Source organism: Bradyrhizobium sp. BR 10261, assembly GCF_019455395.1.
In the GTDB taxonomy this organism is placed as follows: Bacteria; Pseudomonadota; Alphaproteobacteria; order Rhizobiales; family Xanthobacteraceae; genus Bradyrhizobium; species Bradyrhizobium manausense.
This window is the reverse complement of sequence record NZ_JACOFQ010000024.1, coordinates 74201-92191: the sequence shown is the minus strand read 5'-3', so window position 1 is coordinate 92191 and position 17991 is coordinate 74201. Positions and strand designations below refer to the sequence as shown.

Below are 17991 nucleotides of genomic sequence, written 5' to 3'. Positions count from 1 at the left end.
CTGGGCGGACATACCTATGTATAGCTTTGCGAGGTCAAGCTTCGATGAAAGCCTTAGAAGTGCCGTCTCACTTGGCGGGTTGACCCGCGCTGGGCCCGCAGCATGGCACTTGCGTCCAGAGATCGTCCATCATGTCAGGTCCCAGCAAGATTGCGCTTTTCATCGACGGAGCCAATCTCTATGCCACAGCGAAGACACTCAACTTCGACATAGATTACAAGCGCCTACTCAGTGAATTTCAAAGTCGCGGGACGCTGCTGCGGGCATTCTACTACACTGCCATTATCGAGGATCAGGAATATTCCTCGATCCGTCCGCTGGTCGACTGGCTAAACTACAATGGCTACACCGTCGTCACCAAGGCCACCAAGGAGTTCGTCGACCCCGCCGGGCGCCGCAAAGTCAAAGGCAACATGGACATCGAACTCGCCGTAGACGCCATGGAGCTCGCCGAGCACATCGATCAGATGGTGCTATTCTCTGGTGACGGCGACTTCCGCCCCCTGGTCGAGGCCGTCCAGCGCCGGGGCGTGCGGGTCACGGTGATCTCCACCATCGCCAGCCAGCCGCCGATGATCGCCGACGAGTTGCGCCGCCAGGCCGACGTCTTCACCGACCTTCTCGAACTCCAAGCCAAGATTGGTCGCAATCCGTCTGAACGGCCGGCACCCCGTGAGCGCGAGTCGCGCTATCGCTCGCACCAGGTCCCAGTGCGTGAGGCCACCCCAGAGCTCAGGGGAAATGATAGCGTGCTCGAGGACTGAGCTACGAAGCGAGATTGCTCGTGTGATCCCAAAGCCATATGACCGGCTCCTCCGGCGCACGTGCTCGCTCCTTGGAGCTGAGCCGCGAAGACGGGCGCAACGAATAAGCCCGGCATTTGCGCCGGGCCGATCGCTAATATAGTTCGGTTCTGAGCAACGGACCAACTAGACAAGACTCGATCGCGTCCAGTCGGTTCGGATTCCGACATTACAATGCTTGCCCACGAGCTTCGCATAGCTTGTTGTTACTCCGCGCGCCGCCCGACACCCGTCTCGCGATTGCCGGCAGGTGCGCTTTGACGCGCAGGAAGGCCCCAGCAAGTAGCATCCGAAAGTGATGTGAAGCCCGAACCGAAAATGGTTCCGGCAAGCTGCGTCGAGGGAAGCTAACTGACCGCCGCTAAACGACAAATTTGGTTAGCGACGAGCCGATCGCTTTCCCAAAGCTCAACGTCGTGCTCGCCATACATTTGCTCGGCTCGACATCTCGCAGCCTGCTCATCGATGCAATCGAACTTCGCGGCGCAGATCACTCGCCGGCTGCTGTCCACCACGAACACTTTGTACCGCATGACGACAATTCCATCCCAACGGGGTCGTCATCCGTAGTCAATGTCCGCCTGAGGCAGCACCAAACTCAACGAATGCGCGCGGAACCTTTGTACCTGTGGCCATTTGGCTATACGGGCGCCTGGAACTCTTCCGTCGCACGGCAGCGCGTCAGGTACTCTGCCCAAGTGTATTGGCTTCAGTAGCGCAATCTCACCGCATGCCGAAGCGAGCGGCTCGTGCTTAAGATGAAGAGCATCCCCAGCATCATCAGCAGTACGCCGAGCCAAGTTGCCGTCCGGCTCGCCGCCTCGTTACCAGCCTCCGCGAGGCGTACGCCGATCGGCATAATCGGAGGTTCGGACGAAGTCACCACATCGGTTGCCGGCGCGGTCGCGAGAAGTTGCTCGACATCAATTTGGCCGGGCACGAGGGGCGTCGGCCGGCGGCCATGCGCAGAGATGAGGTCCGCCGACATCAGAGCGATGTCTCTATCGAGATCGGAGTCAGCATCAGCTACCTTGACTTCAGGGTGAGGCGGCTGAGACGGCTCGGCCGGTGCCGGGCTCAGCAACTCCGCGCGCGCACCAACGACCCCGATCTGCCGGGGCCGCACGGTCCCGCTCCGGTCCAAACTGGCGGTGCTATCTTTGGCCACGCGTCGAGGAACGGTCTTCACCTTCGCGGTACTCTCGGTCAGGAACCAGCATTTGCGGTGCCCGTCCATTCGATAGACCCAATGCTGGCCGGCGGGGATCGAGCTGCCGGGGCGTGCCACGCATTCCGCTTGCGGCGGAGAGGGCACAGCAGGTTGTGGTGCAGCGGTATTGAAGATGTCCGCAAGAGGATTGGAGGACGCAGGCGCCGTCGAAAGAATTTCAACAAGAACCAAGCTGACGAAGCACAATCGCAAATAACCGGTCATCGAAAACTCCCGGTGTTGCGCCCCCGGCCAGCATCACCGTTCGCGCCAACCTGGGCCATCATGCGGCTTAAATCTGGCCGCGCAATGAATTAATTGTGCTCTCGATCTTCGATTTAATACGCTCGCCCTAGCGCTAGGCTGCTACACGCTGCATCACAGCTCGCCCGTAGTCGCCCCGCACCAAATAAATGCGCCGCCATGATATTACCCCCGTCCTGCCTTTCTCCGATTACCTCCCGGAGTTAACTGTGGATGTGCGACCAAGAGGAATGGAGATTTGTCTGCTCGTTAATTCCCAAGTTGTCTGCGCGGGCTTTCTCTCCAAAGAATTCGGATTGAGCCATGGACACTGAGCATTTCAATTCGCTCTCCCTTGAGGAGCTCTGGAGTCTGCATCAACAAGTTGTCGCCAGCCTCGCTGAGAAACTCTTGCTGCAAAAAGCGCGGTTGGATGAACGGCTGCATAAGATTGGCTTGGCTGATGCGGTCACACGCTTCGACCGCAAGCGCCGACCGTATCCACCCGTCCGACCCAAATATCGCAATCCGAAGAACCCGGCGGAGACCTGGTCGGGACGCGGCAGGCTGCCCAGGTGGCTGCGGCCGCAACTTCGGAGCGGCCGGAAATTGGACGATTTCCTAATCGACCAGGCTGCGGCTCAAAAGCGGCAGGCAAATTGATCGCCCAGTCCCGATGATATTGGGAAGAACAAGCCAACGAGCAAATCACGTAGTGTTACTCGTACAAAGATGGGTTGGAAGAAAACGAGACCTTTCCGCGCTTGAGCTCGCAGCTGGGATTGCGATGCTAAATCTTCGGCGCGATGGCATAGATCACGTTTGTCTCGACTGATGTCGTGCCGCTCTCCCGCAGCCTCTTGAGGTTCGCGTCCTTGACGCGTGCTCTTTCGCCCTCGCTCATCTGCTCGACCGTCCAGCGGTAACCTGAACCGAGCACTATGGTCCACCAATCCTCCACGGATTGAAGCCGTTGCCGGCCGTCTTCCGAGGTCACCTCAGCGCCACTGATCCCACTCTCCGACAGAAGCTGGCGCAGCGCGTCCGGCCTGGTGATGCGCTCCCAAGGGCTGACGCTTGCGACGAGACCGGGGCGGAACGCCTTCACCGCCGACCAGAATGCTTCAGAGCCAGGCTCGAACATTCTTGGACCCCAGGTGGTGATGGCGAGCTTTCCGCCGGGCCGCAGCACGCGCCACAGTTCGCGAATCTCAGCGACCATATCGGCCACGAAGAAGAGCGAAAACACCGAGATCACGGCGTCGAATGATGCATCTGGGTAGCTCAGTGCCGTCATGTCAGCACGACGGAACTCGACGTTGTCTAGATGTTGCGCGAGGCTTTTCGAGCGCGCAATCGTCAGCAGCCGTTCTGCAAGGTCGATCCCAATAACTCGCCCCTGCGGTCCGACATCGATCGCAGCTGGTATCGCGGAAGCGCCGCTCCCGCAACCTACATCAAGGACCGCCGATCCCGGTGCGAGCGAGAGCCTTTGTACGGTGAGCCGACCATAGCGATCCCAGAACGCAAGCGGGCCATCATCGAAGTGGTCCGCTGCCGCGTTATACGTCGCCTCTGCCTTCAGCTTGGCTGGGTCGCTGACTGGATCCATTTCGTAGATCCCCTACAAACCGTAGTCTACGTTACACGCCTTATATCGAAAGCGGTCCCAAGTTGGAAGTCCGGTCTGGATCAACAGCCGACGTTCACTGGTCTCAGGTTGAATGGGAGAAGGCGGGCCGCCCTGAGGTATGAAAATAAGTCCCGATCAGCGAACAGTCCGAACGCTGACCACCGGATGAGCGCCGCGCCAAACAGCACTATGGCTGTCGAGCCAACCAGCACTCTTTGACCTCACGGTGCATACCGCATTCTAGTTGCCGCCTGCTGTCAGGCTCCCTTCCGTTGCTCCTGCTCGCTTCCTTCAGGGTAGTTCGTTCGACGGCGGTTTGAACTCGATATCATCGGGAAACGAACGCGATTGCCGCGCCCGCCCCAGGACTTCGCCAGCGGCCGACTTAACGGTCACCTCATATTGGTAGACACCGGGGTTGCAAGGTCCGAACGTCCGAAGAGCGCCAGCCGGAAGGATGCCGTTCTTTGGCAGGAGAACTTCCTGGCCGCCGTATTCGTGATCAGCTTGGCTAAGCTGCACGAGGATTAAAGCCGCTCCTTGCGGAACGTCCTTAAGTCGGATTTCTGGATTTTCGAACAGGCTAACGCAGGGCCTTGAGGTGAGAAAGGAGAAGCTCATTGTCATTCCTGCACTGGCCTGCCGCGAGACCAAGCCGTGCTGAAGCTGCTGCCGCGCGACCGTTTGGGCCGCTGCCGAGGTGGCCCAGATCAGGACCAAACATGTGACTGAAATTGCTCGCATTGGCTACGATAGCACAGGCCGAGAGACGAGTCTGATCTATTCTCGATCGGTTGCTATGGCGATGTGTCTTCTGATCTCGTCTTCAATTTTCTCAAGCAAGTCCAGGATCTCGGGACTATCCAAGTCCTCGACCGCGGCGCGCGTATAGCGCTCCACGATCGTCAGCTCAGTCTCTGAGAAAGGTCCAGCGCCGTTTTGCATCACCATCTCCAGTCTGTACGAAGCGGGAGCATTCGGCTCTCGGTCACCGATAGATGCCGCGGACCGTGCGGTGATATCAAACGTTAGCACGCCGTAAGCGACCTCGTCCAAAGCAAATCGAGCGATTTAAATGACTCGCATTCCGGCTGCTTTCGGACAAGGATTGGGTGTCACAGTGCGGATCGTGGCTTTTGCCTGTGATGAGAACGCCCGGTGCGCTCCCGCCTTCCTCTAGGAAAAGGAGCTCGCCATGCAGTCTCAGCGTCAAGCCCAGCAGGCAGCAGCACTTGAGGAGCGTCTCATAAGAGAGGCGCAAACTCTACGAGCGGAGGCAAAGCTCCTGCCCGAGGGATTGCTCCGTGACGCTGCCTTGAGAAAGGCGCTGCAGATCGATACGGCTGTGATCTGGTTGAACTCTCCGGGCGTGCGGCAGTCGAAGGGCAGCGATAGCGAGTGATATCCCCCTTGTCTCAGCGACGCCTGCTGAGTAGTCCTCGAGACTTAAGCCCAATCGCCAACATCCCGTTCACACCTCATCGGGGTGCTCACAGCGCCATGGAGAGGAGGACGAGCAGCCCGGCGGCAGTCAGCGCCCAAGCCAGCGAGAGCGGACCGGACTCTCCATCGCCGTTCCTGGCGGGATCGAAGGCGCGAACGCCCCCTGAGCGCAACGATCTCGCTTTTTCGAACCGCGAAAATGTGGTGATTGCCATGACGCAGGTGATCGGGCCGGTGGGTGAAGCGCGTGACGATTTCGCAATTTTCGTCGGGCTTTGCCGCGCGTCTCGATGTTGGGGAAGAGTTCACCGGCGGGCGTAGAAGGCATTCACGCCGCCAGCAATTGTGCCGGCGCCATCGCGAGATTCCGACTCTCACAAGAGTTGAGGCGGGGTGCCTGGTCATGCCGCCCCTGCGGTTCCGTATAGGATCGTTGCAGCTGCCGGCTGCCACGCGGCAATCAAGGTGAGAGAAGCGTTGAGGACATCCAAACAGGGGAGATTGATCCGCTCCTTCCATAGGCCTACCGCCGTCAAGACTTCAAAGGAAGGGCCTGACCTGATAGGCGAACAAAGTCGCTTTCGATTGCCTAACAGGGCGAAAGTTGCAAACTGGTGTACGTCCAGCAGATAGTGACAGCCAATGATCGAAATCAACGACGTTTCCTTGAGCTTTGATGGATTCTCAGTACTCAGGAATATCAATCTAACGCTCTCCGAGCAGCGGATCGCGATTGTCGGATCGAACGGGTCGGGAAAGAGTAGCTTTGCGCGCTTGCTCAACGGCCTTCAGCTGCCGACTGAAGGCAAGGTCGTCGTCGACGGATTCGACACAAAACGGGATGGCAAGCAGGTTCGCAAGAAGGTCGGCTTCGTCTTCCAGAATCCGGACAACCAGATCGTTTTTCCGGTTGTGGACGAAGATCTTGCCTTTGGGCTAGGCCGTGTACCCATAAACCCGGCGACGTGAGGTGACTAAGCAATGTCTGCTTTGCCCCTATAGCGACCGACTTCGGGCGGCAGCGCAATATGTCGCGATGGGCCAACTCCGGACCCACCTGACCGGCCCACAACTCCAGTGCACGTGCACACGAAGTCTGAGCAAGGGTCGGGTAGAGAGACCCCGGTTCGGCGAACTGTGCGCCGCCGCTGGCTCTGGGCCGCAAGCTGGACGTATCTCCGCCAAGTGATTTCGGAACGAAGTGCCTCGGGGCGACTTGGCTCGGTGAGACCGTCGCGCGCCGCCAACCAAACGGCGCATGTCGCGGATAGCCAAAGGTCCACCACCGGGCCTGCCGTTCTCCGAGCGCTCGCGCAGATAGCCAACAGTGGCGGTCTCCAGTTCCATAGATTGGGCAGCCGTGCCCGCACACGGAAAGCTGCGGAGGAGCAGGCGCTATTTCTGAATCTCGGCGCCGCATTGGCCGAAGGAGGCTTCGCTATGCCCCATCCCAAGGACATAGACCGCAGCCACAGTCGAGCAATTATGAAAGTGATTGGCCAGCAACTGCGTGCGTCGCTGCAGCTTGAGCCGGAACAACCGGAGAGCTTTAGAGGCCAAATCGAACGGTTGCGGGAATTGGAGGAGCGGTCACCAGCAATTGTTCCCGCTGACGAGGATGGGCAACAAGGCGGCTGACGTCGGCTCTGTTTGAGTTGCCCGGCGCGACGGACACCGAAATTACGTGTTTCATGAAAGCCGGGGTAGGCTGGAAATTTACTTGCGTTAATGCAGACCAGCCAAAGCGGTGACAGAATGGCTGTGCTGATTTGGAACCTTGGGACCATCGTTAGAGGCCGATCCAATCTGCGACGGAGCCAGCATGCCGCGCTACTTCTTCCATATCTCTGATAGCTCTTCGCGGGATGATGCCGGCACTGAGCTCCCCGACATTGCAGCCGCACAAGCTGAAGCCGTGCAAATGAGTGGCCAAATCATCAAACAAGGCTCAATGGGAAATCTGTGGAAGAACATTCCGTGGGAGATGAAGGTAACCGACGGTCCATTACCACACGGCCGGACGCTCTTCGTACTGCGGTTTACCGCACTTCAATCTGAGCCTCCCTCCTAAGGGCGTGGTTTGCTGCCGAGAATGCTAACAGCTCCGAGGTCATGTTCCCCCCGGAGTTTTGTGTTAGCGTATCGGCATTGCTGGCGTTAATGCAGGGCAGCTGGCAACTGAGAGCGTTGCGCTCCCGCCCCAGAACTCGGGTGCTGCAATGCCAAGCAAAATATTGATCAAACGGCTGCAAGCCGTTGTTGGACTCTCCGACGAGGACCGGACCAAGCTCGCGAATATGCCCCATACGGTGAAGGAATTCACTGACGGCGAATACATCGTGCGTGAAGGAGACAGAGCGTCCCGGTGCGCCATCGTGATGAGCGGGTTTGTGTTTCGTCAGAAGGTCGTCGGCCTCCGAGCCCAGATCCTGTCGATCTACCTGGCTGGCGATATGCCCGACCTGCACACTTTGCAGCTACCCGTCATGGACCACAATATTTGCAGTGCGGGTCCATCGACCGTTGGCTTTGTGCCGCACACCTATCTCAATGATATCCTGAGTGGCTCTCCCGGACTGGTTCACGCGCTCTGGCGCGAGACCCTTGTCGATGCCGCGATATACCGCGAATGGATTGCAGGCCTTGCCCGCGACGCGCGCTCACGAGTGGGGCACCTCATCTGCGAGCTTGCGGCGCGACTCGAAGTTGTCGGATTGCTGGAGGACGCCAGCTTTTATCTTCCATTCACCCAGCAGAACATCGCGGATGCCTGCGGTTTGTCCGTCGTGCACATCAATCGGACTATACAGGAGCTAAGACAACTCCGACTCATTGAGTGGGAGAGGCGCACGTTGAAGCTGCTCCGACGGAAGGAGCTGGAGGAGCTGGCGGACTTCACGCCAGAGTATCTCCATCTCAGGGATGAAAAACTTTGACAGCCCAACCTGCGCAATTAGGGGTATTGAACCTTGAACTGAAGCCCTTCCGAGCACATGCGTACTATGCAGCTCGACGCGAGACACGTCTGGACGACACGGCGTTCGGCCCCTACAGGCCCCCTAACGCTAACAGCATAACGAGTCAGTCTGGGTCAATCGCGATGCTTTAGCCCCGTTAAGTTAGGTCGATAGCCGACATATCCTCGGCCGTGGATCGCGGCAGCGATGGGCCATAGCGGAAGCCAGCGTTGAGAGACCCCAACTGAAGCAGCATTACTCGTCCCATATCAGCTGGTGGCATGCTTGGCAGCGATAGACGTAAGTCATGGTGCCTTTGGCAGTGTTGGGAAGCGTCAGGTAAAGTCGCGGAACCCCATCACAGCGGGGACAATGGCTGGGTGGTTCTCGCAGAGGCTGTTGAATCGGAGCCACGATCTTCTCCCAGTCTGAAGGCGGCGGGAGCACTCGTGTCTCTCTCGTCACCGACGCCTGGGCAACCTCGGCCGGTGATGTGGTACCTAACCCGAGCCGATCCTAGTTGGTTGCTAAGCTCTGGATTCGCGTGGAGGTACAAGCAGCCCGACCAACGATGCAGATTTTACTTTCCTTCAGATTTCACGATATCTGCAAGGTTTTCAAGCTGGTGCCCCAGTGCTACCCAGCTCCTTGAAATGCTCATGAGTACCGCAGAGCGCCTTGCTGAATTTTTCGGATCGGCTCCTTGGATTTTAAAGTCAGCCGCATACGCTCTGCATTGTTCAATGGATGGCATTTGCGCTCCTCCGCATAGATGTGGAAAGTCTCGCCGATAGGTGGCTTTATTGCTTGTATCGTTCGGTCTCAAACGAGAAACCGGCTGTTAGCACTGGTCCGACCGCGTCGCGGACTTCTACTGCCATCTGATGGCCTAGCTGAGATTTCGCTTTCGTCCATATCGTTTGCTTAGTCATACTTCCCAATGCCCGTGCGGCCTCGATCTGCACTGCTTTGAGATTGGATAGTTCCAGCCCCTCCTCATCGGGATAGAGGTCTGCGCCATCGCGCATGTCGAAGAAGTAAATTGTCATCTTGGCGCTCCCAATTTTAGGCGGGAGCACACGCGGTCTCTCAGCCACCGACGCCTCGGACTCGGTCGGTGATGCGAATGCAATTCAGGGAGCCTCGGTTGGTTGCTTGCTAACTGAATATAGGTGCACAGAGGTCAGACTTTACGATGGCGGCTGCAGTCCCGGTGAGGTCAGCCATTTGTTCATCTCTCCAGCAACGTCGATCTGCTTGGCCTTCCGTAAAAGTTCCGTCCGCCGGACTCCAAGGGGCATTCCCTTGGCCTGTGCGCGCAGACTGTTTGCCTCTTGCGCGAGACGATACTCGAAGGTCGATGAGTGTGCCGGGGATCGTTGAGTCGACATACTTATGCTCCGCTGCGGGTTGAGCGGGAGCGCAATACAATGCGTTCACATCACCGATAGATGCTAAGGGCCGCTCGGTGGTGGCGAGAGAGTGCGCTCTTTTCGGATAGATAGCCACCGCATTGTTTTAATCTGCGACCGGAACCATGCGGAAGGTTCCGCTTTTTGGTCGCCTCCGACTGCTCAACATTATCTCCCGCCAGACACCCTTGGAAGCCTGTCGGACCTGATGATGTAGCGAAAACCACCCCTCCGTTGGCCGCAGGCATGGTCATTCGCGTCGATTTGTGTGATTACTGACAGCGGCGAGCGCCAGATATGGCTTGCGGCCACGGGGCGCAACGAAGCCGTTGACCATGTGCTTGATGCCATTCCCGAAGGCTGGACCGCCTCCTTAGTTCAGCGGGAGCTGGGGCGGACGACGCCGCAGCGTTGAACATGACGCCAGGAGAGGTCCGACAGCATAAAGTGTCCTGAAATCGTAACTGTGGGCTATGTCGAAAGCATGGGCCTATTGAGGTGTCGGAAATGATTGCGACCGGTCGTGTGACTTGGTTCAGATTGGAGAAGAAGTTTGGTTTTGTAACTCTGGACTCGGGGGAAGACGCCTTTCTGCATATAGCTGTCCTAAAGACCGCAGGGTATGTGACGCTTCCGGCGGGCACCACTGTGCAAGTTAGGGTCGCTAGGGACGGGTCTAAGCTCCGGATTGCCGAGCTTGTATCGGTGGATACCAGCACTGCTGATGGCGGTGAGCCGCAGCCTGTGATGCGAAAGCGTGGAAGGGAGCCCACCGCTGAGGGATAGACGTCAACGCAACCACCTAGCTCCTGCTAGCGGCTTTACGCGATCTACCTCTTGGTACGAGCCTACATCCGCGCTGAGTCCGCTGCGGGTCATTTTCGACGCATTTGGCAGGGATTGAGGACTGGTTGATGTCCGCTCCTGTCCGTAAGCGCCGTACCAAGAGCGGGCCAGGAGAGTTGCGTTTGGCCGGACTGCCGTGATTCAAGCTCCCGAACTGGGGACTCGAATCATGCGCTACGAACTCGCCGACCATGAATGGACCGCCATCAAGCCGATGCTGCCGAACAAGCCGCGTGGCGTTCCTCGGGTGAACGACAGACGGGTCCTGAATGGCATCTTCTGGGTCCTCCGATCAGGAGCACCCTGGCGTGATCTGCCGACGGCGTTTGGCCCATACACCACTTGCTACAACCGTTTCGTTAGGTGGCGGCGGGCCAATGTTTGGGGCCGCATCATAGAAGCGCTTGCCACTGCCCATGATGCCGCTGTCCAAATGATCGACACCTCCATTGTCCGCGTGCATCAGCATGGAGCCTGCATCACAAGGAACCAGCGCCAATCGATGGGAAGGTCCCGCGGCGGCTTGACGAGCAAAATCCATGCGGTGGTCGATGGCAATGGTCTGCCGATACGGCTGGCGCTGAGCCCGGGTGAGGCCCATGACGTTCGACTTGCCGGAAAACTGCTGTCTCGTCTGAAATCCGGGTCGATGCTGCTTGCTGACCGTGGGTATGATGCGGACTGGATCAGGGAGCTTGCCATGAAGAAGGGCGCGTGGGCCAACATCCCGCCGAAAAGCAATCGCAGCGATCCGATTTGCTTCAGCCCCTATCTCTATCGTGCTCGCAACCAGGTCGAGCGGTTCTTCAACAGGATCAAACAATGTCGTCGGGTGGCGACACGCTACGATAGGCTCGCCGCCAACTACCTCGCATTCGTTCAACTCGCGTCAATCCGGCTATGGCTGCGCCTTAATGAGTCCGCGTCCTAAAGAATCTAAAGCTTCCGAAGGAGCTCGTCGATCAGAAGGTCACCGAGGCATTGAGCCGATATGACCTGCTGCCATTTCGCAAGCACGCCTCTCATCATCTGAGCGGCGGCCAGAAGCAACTCATAGCGATTTCTGGGGTGCTGGCGATGGAGCCAACCTATGTCGTGATGGATGAGCCGACAACGCTCCTTGATTTGCGGAACAAGAGACGCATTGCTGAGGTCATCGACTCCCTCGAACAGCCAGCACTCTTTCTAATTCACGACATTTGGATCATCGGTGCTGTCTTGAGTGGAATCGTATGGCTATACGTTCTCGCTAAGATTCCCGGCAGAATCCTCATAGCGCAAATTCGTCCTGCGTTCTGGATATTCTTGGTCGTTTTCCTGTTCCAGTTGTTCACCAGAGACGCGGTATTCGCGGGGCTAGTGGTCTCACGTTTCGTTGCTCTTCTCCTATTGGCATCATTGGTGACGTTGAGCACGCCGGCTTCGTCCATGATCGAAGCCGTCGAGGGCAGTATCGGGGGGCTGCGGCGTATTGGCATCAACCCAGCGAAGGTCAGTCTCGGACTGTCGCTGGCGCTTCGTTTTATTCCAGTGGTTGCAAAGATCACGGCCGAGGTCAGAGAGGCTCAGCGGGCTCGCGGTTTGGAGCGGAGTGTGATCGCGGTAGCGCTGCCGGTCATCATAAGGACTCTAAAAATGGCGGACGATGTCGCCAATGCTATTGATGCGCGAGCCTACGACCCCTAGAATGCTCTGGTTGTGGGGGAGCCATGGCGACCAAAGATATCGTTTACATCGCTCTGTTTGCAGCGGTGACGGCCGCCGTCGGGTTGTTTCCGCCATTTCCATTGCCAGTCACTGGCGTTCCAATCACAGTGCAAAACATTGGCCCGCTCCTGGCAGGGACAATTCTCGGTGCGAAGCGCGGCCTGCTCTCGCAGGTTCTGTTCATTATCTTGGTGGCGGTCGGTCTACCGCTGCTCGCGGGTGGCCGCGGTGGCTTCGCGGTGTTTTTGGGGCCGACCGGAGGTTTCCTTCTTGCCTGGCCCGTGATCGCCTTGTTCGTTGGCTACGCGGTCGAGAGCTGTTGGAGAAATCTGACGCTGCCTAAGACGATCGCGTTCTGCGTTATAGGCGGGCTCGGAATTAGCTATCTGATGGGAATTCCGTGGATGGCCGCCCTGCTACACCTGAGCCCGAATCAGGCGATGCTTAGCTCGCTACCTTTTGTGCCTGGCGACTTGGCTAAAGCCGTTCTCGCCTCGGCTATAGCGATGTCTGTACGACGTTCATACCCGATCATTAACCGGGAGCAAGCACCTTCGTGATGGTCAAGCTCCGCGGTCATCACCTGCTCTGCATGATTACCTAGAGGGGTTGGCTGCACGGATGAATTCGCACGAAACTTTGGTGCAGTTGTCGAGCGAATACGAAGGCGCGAAGACATTGAGATCGTTCGATGGAGGGATCGTCGATGGACCAGACGATGTGTGCCGTGCATTGCTCGATGACCCGGATGCGCCCGATCCTCATTGTCATCCCGCAGGGTTGGCAAGAGAGATCGTCTAGCGCTGGAAGCCATTGGGGCGCTTCTAGAGGCTTTCTGCGCGCGTCCAACGAACGCAACCGTTGTTCGGATCGGAATACTCCTCTGGCGCAACACTTTCGGTTGATCAACCAAATGCTCACACGCTACCTAGGCGTTCGAGGACAGAGTTGCCGGTAGACGGGCAGCTGGATGCAAGGTCGCAGGAAGGAACATGATCGGTCGATCTAAGTGCGCCGTTCCTATTCACGACTATGATGAGTTGGATAGCACCAATGCTGAGGCCAAGCGCTTGGTCGAGCTTGGAAGCGACGGTGCATTTGTGGTGTCTGCGGTCAAGCAAACGGCCGGAAGGGGCCGTTTTGGTCGCGTCTGGCACGCCCCGAAGAACAATGTCGCAATGACAATTACGCTGCCCCATCATGCGGAGCATGAAGATTTCACGACTTTGCCATTGACGACTGGCCTCGCGATACACGACGTCTTGCGAGATCTGATCAATGATCGGGCTGCGGTGAAGATCAAGTGGCCGAATGACATAGTTGTTGATGATGCAAAGATCTCTGGAACTCTCATCGAGAGCGACGCCAACAGGATCTATGTCGGGATCGGGGTCAATCTTGCATCGGAACCGGAGGGGGTGATTTACCCTACGACTTCCCTCGGTCGCTTCTGCGATATCGAACGATTGGCTCTCGTTGAACGGATCGCAAGTAGCTGGTTGGCGCGCTTTGAAAGCTGGACCCAAACCGGTTTCGTGCCGATCGCAGACGCCTACAGTAGAAATATCTGGCGATATGGACAGTCCATATCGATAGCGCTCAACGAGGCTCGGACAGTACGCGTCGAAGGGCTCTGTCGTGGCGTGAGCAATGCAGGGTTCTTGCTTCTCGAATTGCCCGGAGGTGAAGTGCGAGCGTTCTCTACCGGTGATGTTGGCGCGTAAAGTTGCGGTAGCCGCGACCAAGTAATTCGCACGGGGATCTTGACTGGTTGGGGCTCTCGCGACTCTGCAAAGAAGCAGGCGTTGGATGGTCTCCTCTTAGGCCGGCAAGCAGCGTCTCGGGGGGGCAAGTTGGATCACCGGCAGGTGAAACACTAAGAAATCAAATTCCCGCCCAGTCGACCAGAGCAGATCAGACGGAAGCGGCTAGCGCGACAATAGGCCATGGGAAAACTCCATTCGGGCGCATCGACATCGCCCGCTTCTCGAAATTTGCGGATGATTGTCTTCCGGTGTAAACTAAACCTCTGGTAGTTACTGTCTGTTTTGATAAGTTGGGTATCCTGGGTCTTGGATGAGTGACGACATCAGGCATTACGCCCGCGTCCGAGGCCCTATGCGTGCCGGTGCGACGTGCACCGACCTGCGCTTGACGCCGTAGTAGATCGCTAGCGACGAGTCGGGTTTTACATGCCGTTTCATCAGCAGCTTCATCACCACGCCGCGGCCACCCCGGATAAGCCCGCCTTCATCATTGACGGCAAGGTGCGCAGTTTTGCCGAACTGGAAAATCGATCGCAATTATTCTGGGCTTATGTCGCGTCGTTGCCAGGGGGCCGGAAGGAGCTTCCCATCTTGAATCGGGTCGATAAGGTCGTTGCGCTCGATCTCGGAAACCACCTGCTCTTCCCTGAATTGTTTGTTGGCGCCACTCGCGGAAACAACGTGTGCGCGGTTCTTGATCCCAAGATGCTGCCCAGCCAGCTTCAGGATATACTGACAAGACTGAGGCCGGATCTGATCGTCACAGAGACGACGAGCACCAGCGTTGCAGATATTGCAAGGCGCATGGGATTTAACGTCGAGACTGCCGATGCGTTCGTGAAGCCCCGTCAAGGCAATCCTCCGGCCGACCCTAAACAGCCGCCAGAGACCGAAGACGGCACCTTCTTGGTGAATTTCACCTCCGGCACGACCTCTCAACCGAAAGCCTATAGTCGGTCGCGCGCGGCGTGGCGCGCAAGTCTGGCTCGTGGAGTGCCCCTGTTCGGCCTGCAGGATGCTCCTGCAACTATGTGCCCGGGCGCTCTCGCCCACGGTCTGGCGTTGTACTCTCTGGCTGAGACCCTGCACAGCGGCGGCACGTTCCACACTGTGAAGCAATGGAATGCCGATCTCGTGGCGAACGCGCTGAGCCGTGGCGACATCGACAGATTAGTCGCGGTCCCAACGATGGTCAGCGCGCTCGCGGAGCGAGTCTCACCCCCATCCCCTGTCTTTCCGTCGATTCGGGACGTGCTGACCGCAGGCGCCAAGCTCAGCAGCAAGCACGTTGCGCTTATGCGCAGCATGTTCCCCCAAGCTCGCATCATGGAGTACTACGGAGCATCAGAACTGGGTTTTGTTTCCGTTTCGACCGTGCATCCCTCCGACCCCGAAACGCCAATCGGCACAGTTGGGAAGGCGTACCCAGGGGTCGAGATCAGTGTACGGCGCTCCGAGCAGATGCTTGGCGATGAGACCGCAGGAACCATCTACGTCAAGAGTGACCTGATTTGCGACGGGTATCTTTGGGGCGATGATGGCAAAGCCTTTAGAGTCGATTCGAGCGGAGCAACCGTGGGCGACATTGGCGAGCTCAAGCCAAACGGTGCCCTGACGGTGATGGGGCGAGAGGGAGGCATGCTGATTACTGGCGGCTTCAACGTATACGTCTCGGAAGTGGAAGCCGTGCTGAAGAATATTGCCGAAGTGGATGAAGCCGTTGTTCTTGGCGTTGATGATGCGTATCTGGGGACGCGTCTGGTCGCGATACTGTGTGGGAGCTTTGAGGGTGGCAAAGGTATCCTCGAAGAAGCGGGCAAATCTCTTCCGCGGTACAAGATACCCCGAGACCTCTACAGGACATCATCATGGCCGATGACCACCAGCGGCAAAATCGCCAGGGGAAAGATCGCGGAACTGCTTCAAGATGGCCAGTATGACTCCATCGAACTTACAACCTGATCGTCAGCCTATCGTTGTCTCGGCTTTTCGTACACCGATTGGTCGTGCCTTCGGAGCATTCGAGGACGTCGAGCCACACGAGCTCGTCGCACCAATCATCCGGCATATGCTCAACAGAATTGACGCTCGGCCAGGCATGATCGACGACGTCATTCTTGGCAATGCGATGGCGGCTGGCGGCAACATAGCCCGACTTGCGGCGTTGGCGTCTGGCCTGCCCGTCAGTGTCCCCGGGCTAACCGTAGACCGGCAGTGTGGCTCAGGATTGGAAGCGATCATTCTAGCATGCAGGCTGGTGCAATCGGGCGCTGGCGAGTGGTACGTTGCGGGAGGCGTCGAGTCGACTAGCAGGGCTCCTTGGCGGATTGAAAAGCCGCGCACCAAAGGCGGTCTACCTCGTTTCTACAACAGGGCACGCTTTTCCCCCAACGATATCGGCGATCCGGAAATGGGTGTCGCGGCAGAAAATGTAGCCCGTGAATGCAACATTTCGCGCGAGCGCCAGGACATCTTCGCTCTAGCTAGCCATCAGAAGGCCATCGCGTCGATCGATGCGGGGACCTTCGAGGAGGAAATTGTTCCCATCGAGACTCGGCGCGCGGTTATAGACCGTGATGAATGCCCACGCCGCAACACGTCGCTGGATGCTCTCTCGTCGCTTAAGCCCGTCTTTGTCGAGAACGGAACCGTCACAGCAGGAAATTCGTGCCCGCTCAACGATGGCGCCTCCGTGACGATGATCTTGAGCAGGCGCCTGGCCCGTGAGCTTCGCCTGAAGCAGGGGCTGATGTTCATCGACGCGGCCTCGGCTGGAGTCGATCCCAATCTGCTCGGTCTCGGGCCCGTCGACTCGACAAATCGGCTGTTGCGACGATTGCCATCTCTCACGCTCGATAATGTTGAACTGATCGAGTTCAACGAGGCATTTGCTGCGCAAGTTCTCGGCTCGCTGGATCGCCTCGGTATTGCTGCCGATAAGGTCAATCACGAAGGAGGCGCTCTCGCTCTGGGACATCCCTTCGGCGCATCTGGAGCCATACTCGTGACGCGGCTGTTCTCGCAATTCCTGCGCCGGCGAACAGATGGCGCTCTTGGAATGGCGATGCTCGGGATTGGTGGCGGGCTTGGGCTCACCACGCTGTTTCAATGGGTTGGAGAACTCTAATGCAGACAACTCCAAAGAGCATCTTTATTACGGGGGCCTCTAGCGGGATAGGCGCAGCCCTGTCGGTGGCTTATGCAAGTCCAGGGGTGCACCTCGCCCTTGTTGGCCGCGACGATCGGCGGCTTTCCGACGCCGCCGCTCGTTGCCGAGCCCGCGGAGCTGATGCTTCGGCGCTTGTTCTGAATGTCGCAGACCAGGCCGCGATGGCGAGTGCCATCACAGCAGTTGATCACAAATATCCCTTGGATCTGGTGATCGCGAACGCCGGTATTGCCAAAAGCCAGGAAGATTCAGCATTTGCCAGGCAGTTGGTAAGCACGAATATCTTAGGTGTTCTGAACACTGTCGAGCCGGCAATAGATGCGATGCTCTCCAGACGGCATGGGCATATCGCGATCATGAGTTCGCTTGCCGCTTTCCGGGCTTTTGGAGGTCCGCCGGGATACGCAGCAAGCAAAGCATGGGCGCGTCTCTATGGAGAGGCGCTGCGCGGACGATTGGCCAGCAAGGGAATTGCGGTCAGCGTTATCTGTCCCGGGTTTGTTTTAACCCCAATGACCTCCGCCGCCGGCAAAGACGGCATGTCTGCCGAAGACGCGGCAGAAGCGGTCAAGTCCGGAATTGAACGAAATTTGGCGCGGATCAGTTTCCCGCGAGGTATGGCCGGCAGCACGTGGTTGTCCAATATGTTGCCGAGCTGGTGGACTGACCGCAAAATCAAACGGAAATGGCAAATGTCGCGACGGCATTAGGTCAATTCGAGCATTGGCTGGTTTGTCCCTTTGCCACTTCGCGCGATCATGAGCTTTTGGAGTTTGGCTCCGGCGGTCACATTACGGCGCGA

Annotated in this window: 20 protein-coding genes and 2 pseudogenes; 16 read left to right on the top strand and 6 right to left on the bottom strand. The window is 57.9% G+C overall.

The annotated features are described in order from the left end of the window. The first annotated feature begins 131 nt into the window (after positions 1-131). A complete protein-coding gene (locus HYH07_RS25740) occupies positions 132-764 on the top strand; it encodes an NYN domain-containing protein (RefSeq protein ID WP_220005128.1) in 633 nt (210 codons plus the stop codon). A 386-nt stretch (positions 765-1150) separates the two neighbouring features. Here the strand turns inward: HYH07_RS25740 and HYH07_RS25735 are convergent, their stop codons facing one another. Both HYH07_RS25735 and HYH07_RS25730 read right to left on the bottom strand, forming a co-directional pair. Continuing rightward, a complete protein-coding gene (locus HYH07_RS25735; protein WP_220005127.1) occupies positions 1151-1336 on the bottom strand; it encodes a hypothetical protein in 186 nt (61 codons plus the stop codon). 176 nt (positions 1337-1512) lie between these two features. Next, complete coding sequence (locus HYH07_RS25730; RefSeq protein ID WP_220005126.1) at positions 1513-2238, bottom strand: hypothetical protein; 726 nt, start codon at positions 2236-2238, stop codon at positions 1513-1515. Between the two features lie 342 nt (positions 2239-2580). Between HYH07_RS25730 and HYH07_RS25725 the strand changes: the two genes are divergently transcribed. Further along, entirely contained in the window at positions 2581-2919 is a 339-nt protein-coding gene (locus HYH07_RS25725; protein WP_057759758.1) for an H-NS family nucleoid-associated regulatory protein, read from the top strand. A 127-nt stretch (positions 2920-3046) separates the two neighbouring features. Here HYH07_RS25725 and HYH07_RS25720 read toward each other — a convergent pair whose 3' ends face one another. The 3 genes from HYH07_RS25720 to HYH07_RS25710 form a co-directional block, all read right to left on the bottom strand. Then, a complete protein-coding gene (locus HYH07_RS25720) occupies positions 3047-3868 on the bottom strand; it encodes a class I SAM-dependent methyltransferase (RefSeq protein WP_220005125.1) in 822 nt (273 codons plus the stop codon). Between the two features lie 312 nt (positions 3869-4180). Further along, on the bottom strand, positions 4181-4510 hold the full coding sequence (locus HYH07_RS25715; RefSeq protein WP_220005124.1) for a hypothetical protein: 330 nt from the start codon (positions 4508-4510) through the stop codon (positions 4181-4183). 159 nt (positions 4511-4669) lie between these two features. Then, a complete protein-coding gene (locus tag HYH07_RS25710) occupies positions 4670-4834 on the bottom strand; it encodes a hypothetical protein (protein WP_220005123.1) in 165 nt (54 codons plus the stop codon). A 250-nt stretch (positions 4835-5084) separates the two neighbouring features. Here HYH07_RS25710 and HYH07_RS25705 point away from each other — a divergent pair, with 250 nt between their 5' ends. The 5 genes and pseudogenes from HYH07_RS25705 to HYH07_RS25685 all read left to right on the top strand — a co-directional run bounded on the left by HYH07_RS25705 (position 5085) and on the right by HYH07_RS25685 (position 8268). Next, positions 5085-5291 (top strand): hypothetical protein, encoded by a 207-nt coding sequence (locus HYH07_RS25705; RefSeq protein WP_220005122.1) that lies wholly within the window; start codon positions 5085-5087, stop codon positions 5289-5291. Between the two features lie 683 nt (positions 5292-5974). Then, positions 5975-6289 (top strand): annotated as a pseudogene (locus HYH07_RS25700) (ATP-binding cassette domain-containing protein); the annotation flags it as partial. 483 nt (positions 6290-6772) lie between these two features. Then, a complete protein-coding gene (locus HYH07_RS25695; protein WP_220005120.1) occupies positions 6773-6970 on the top strand; it encodes a hypothetical protein in 198 nt (65 codons plus the stop codon). 184 nt (positions 6971-7154) lie between these two features. Then, positions 7155-7403, top strand: coding sequence for a DUF6894 family protein (locus tag HYH07_RS25690; protein ID WP_220005119.1), 249 nt, complete (start codon positions 7155-7157; stop codon positions 7401-7403). A 148-nt stretch (positions 7404-7551) separates the two neighbouring features. Further along, positions 7552-8268, top strand: a complete 717-nt coding sequence (locus HYH07_RS25685; RefSeq protein WP_220005118.1) for a Crp/Fnr family transcriptional regulator — start codon at positions 7552-7554, stop codon at positions 8266-8268. 821 nt (positions 8269-9089) lie between these two features. Here the strand turns inward: HYH07_RS25685 and HYH07_RS25680 are convergent. Next, a complete protein-coding gene (locus tag HYH07_RS25680; RefSeq protein ID WP_128968237.1) occupies positions 9090-9338 on the bottom strand; it encodes a DUF6894 family protein in 249 nt (82 codons plus the stop codon). An 870-nt stretch (positions 9339-10208) separates the two neighbouring features. On the opposite strand from HYH07_RS25680, the gene HYH07_RS36845 reads away from it, so the two are divergent. From HYH07_RS36845 to HYH07_RS25640, 9 genes and pseudogenes are all read left to right on the top strand, one after another. Then, positions 10209-10487: a cold-shock protein gene (locus HYH07_RS36845; protein WP_128968239.1), complete on the top strand. Its 279-nt coding sequence runs from the start codon at positions 10209-10211 to the stop codon at positions 10485-10487. 229 nt (positions 10488-10716) lie between these two features. After that, positions 10717-11478: an IS5 family transposase gene (locus HYH07_RS25670; RefSeq protein ID WP_220005117.1), complete on the top strand. Its 762-nt coding sequence runs from the start codon at positions 10717-10719 to the stop codon at positions 11476-11478. Then, a pseudogene (locus tag HYH07_RS36410) lies at positions 11475-11747 on the top strand (ATP-binding cassette domain-containing protein); the annotation flags it as partial. The gene HYH07_RS25670 and the pseudogene HYH07_RS36410, both read left to right, overlap by 4 nt. Positions 11748-11765: 18 nt before the next feature. After that, complete coding sequence (locus tag HYH07_RS25665; RefSeq protein ID WP_228749766.1) at positions 11766-12233, top strand: energy-coupling factor transporter transmembrane protein EcfT; 468 nt, start codon at positions 11766-11768, stop codon at positions 12231-12233. A 23-nt stretch (positions 12234-12256) separates the two neighbouring features. Continuing rightward, positions 12257-12814, top strand: coding sequence for a biotin transporter BioY (locus HYH07_RS25660; RefSeq protein ID WP_220005115.1), 558 nt, complete (start codon positions 12257-12259; stop codon positions 12812-12814). Positions 12815-13246: 432 nt separating this feature from the next. Beyond that, a complete protein-coding gene (locus HYH07_RS25655; protein ID WP_220005114.1) occupies positions 13247-13978 on the top strand; it encodes a biotin--[acetyl-CoA-carboxylase] ligase in 732 nt (243 codons plus the stop codon). Positions 13979-14446: 468 nt separating this feature from the next. Further along, positions 14447-15982: an AMP-binding protein gene (locus HYH07_RS25650; RefSeq protein ID WP_220005113.1), complete on the top strand. Its 1536-nt coding sequence runs from the start codon at positions 14447-14449 to the stop codon at positions 15980-15982. Then, positions 15957-17147: a thiolase family protein gene (locus tag HYH07_RS25645; RefSeq protein ID WP_220005112.1), complete on the top strand. Its 1191-nt coding sequence runs from the start codon at positions 15957-15959 to the stop codon at positions 17145-17147. The genes HYH07_RS25650 and HYH07_RS25645 overlap by 26 nt, the downstream gene beginning before the upstream one ends. Beyond that, complete coding sequence (locus HYH07_RS25640; RefSeq protein WP_220005111.1) at positions 17147-17899, top strand: SDR family oxidoreductase; 753 nt, start codon at positions 17147-17149, stop codon at positions 17897-17899. Before HYH07_RS25645 ends, HYH07_RS25640 begins: the two co-directional genes overlap by 1 nt. Positions 17900-17991 lie beyond the last annotated feature (92 nt).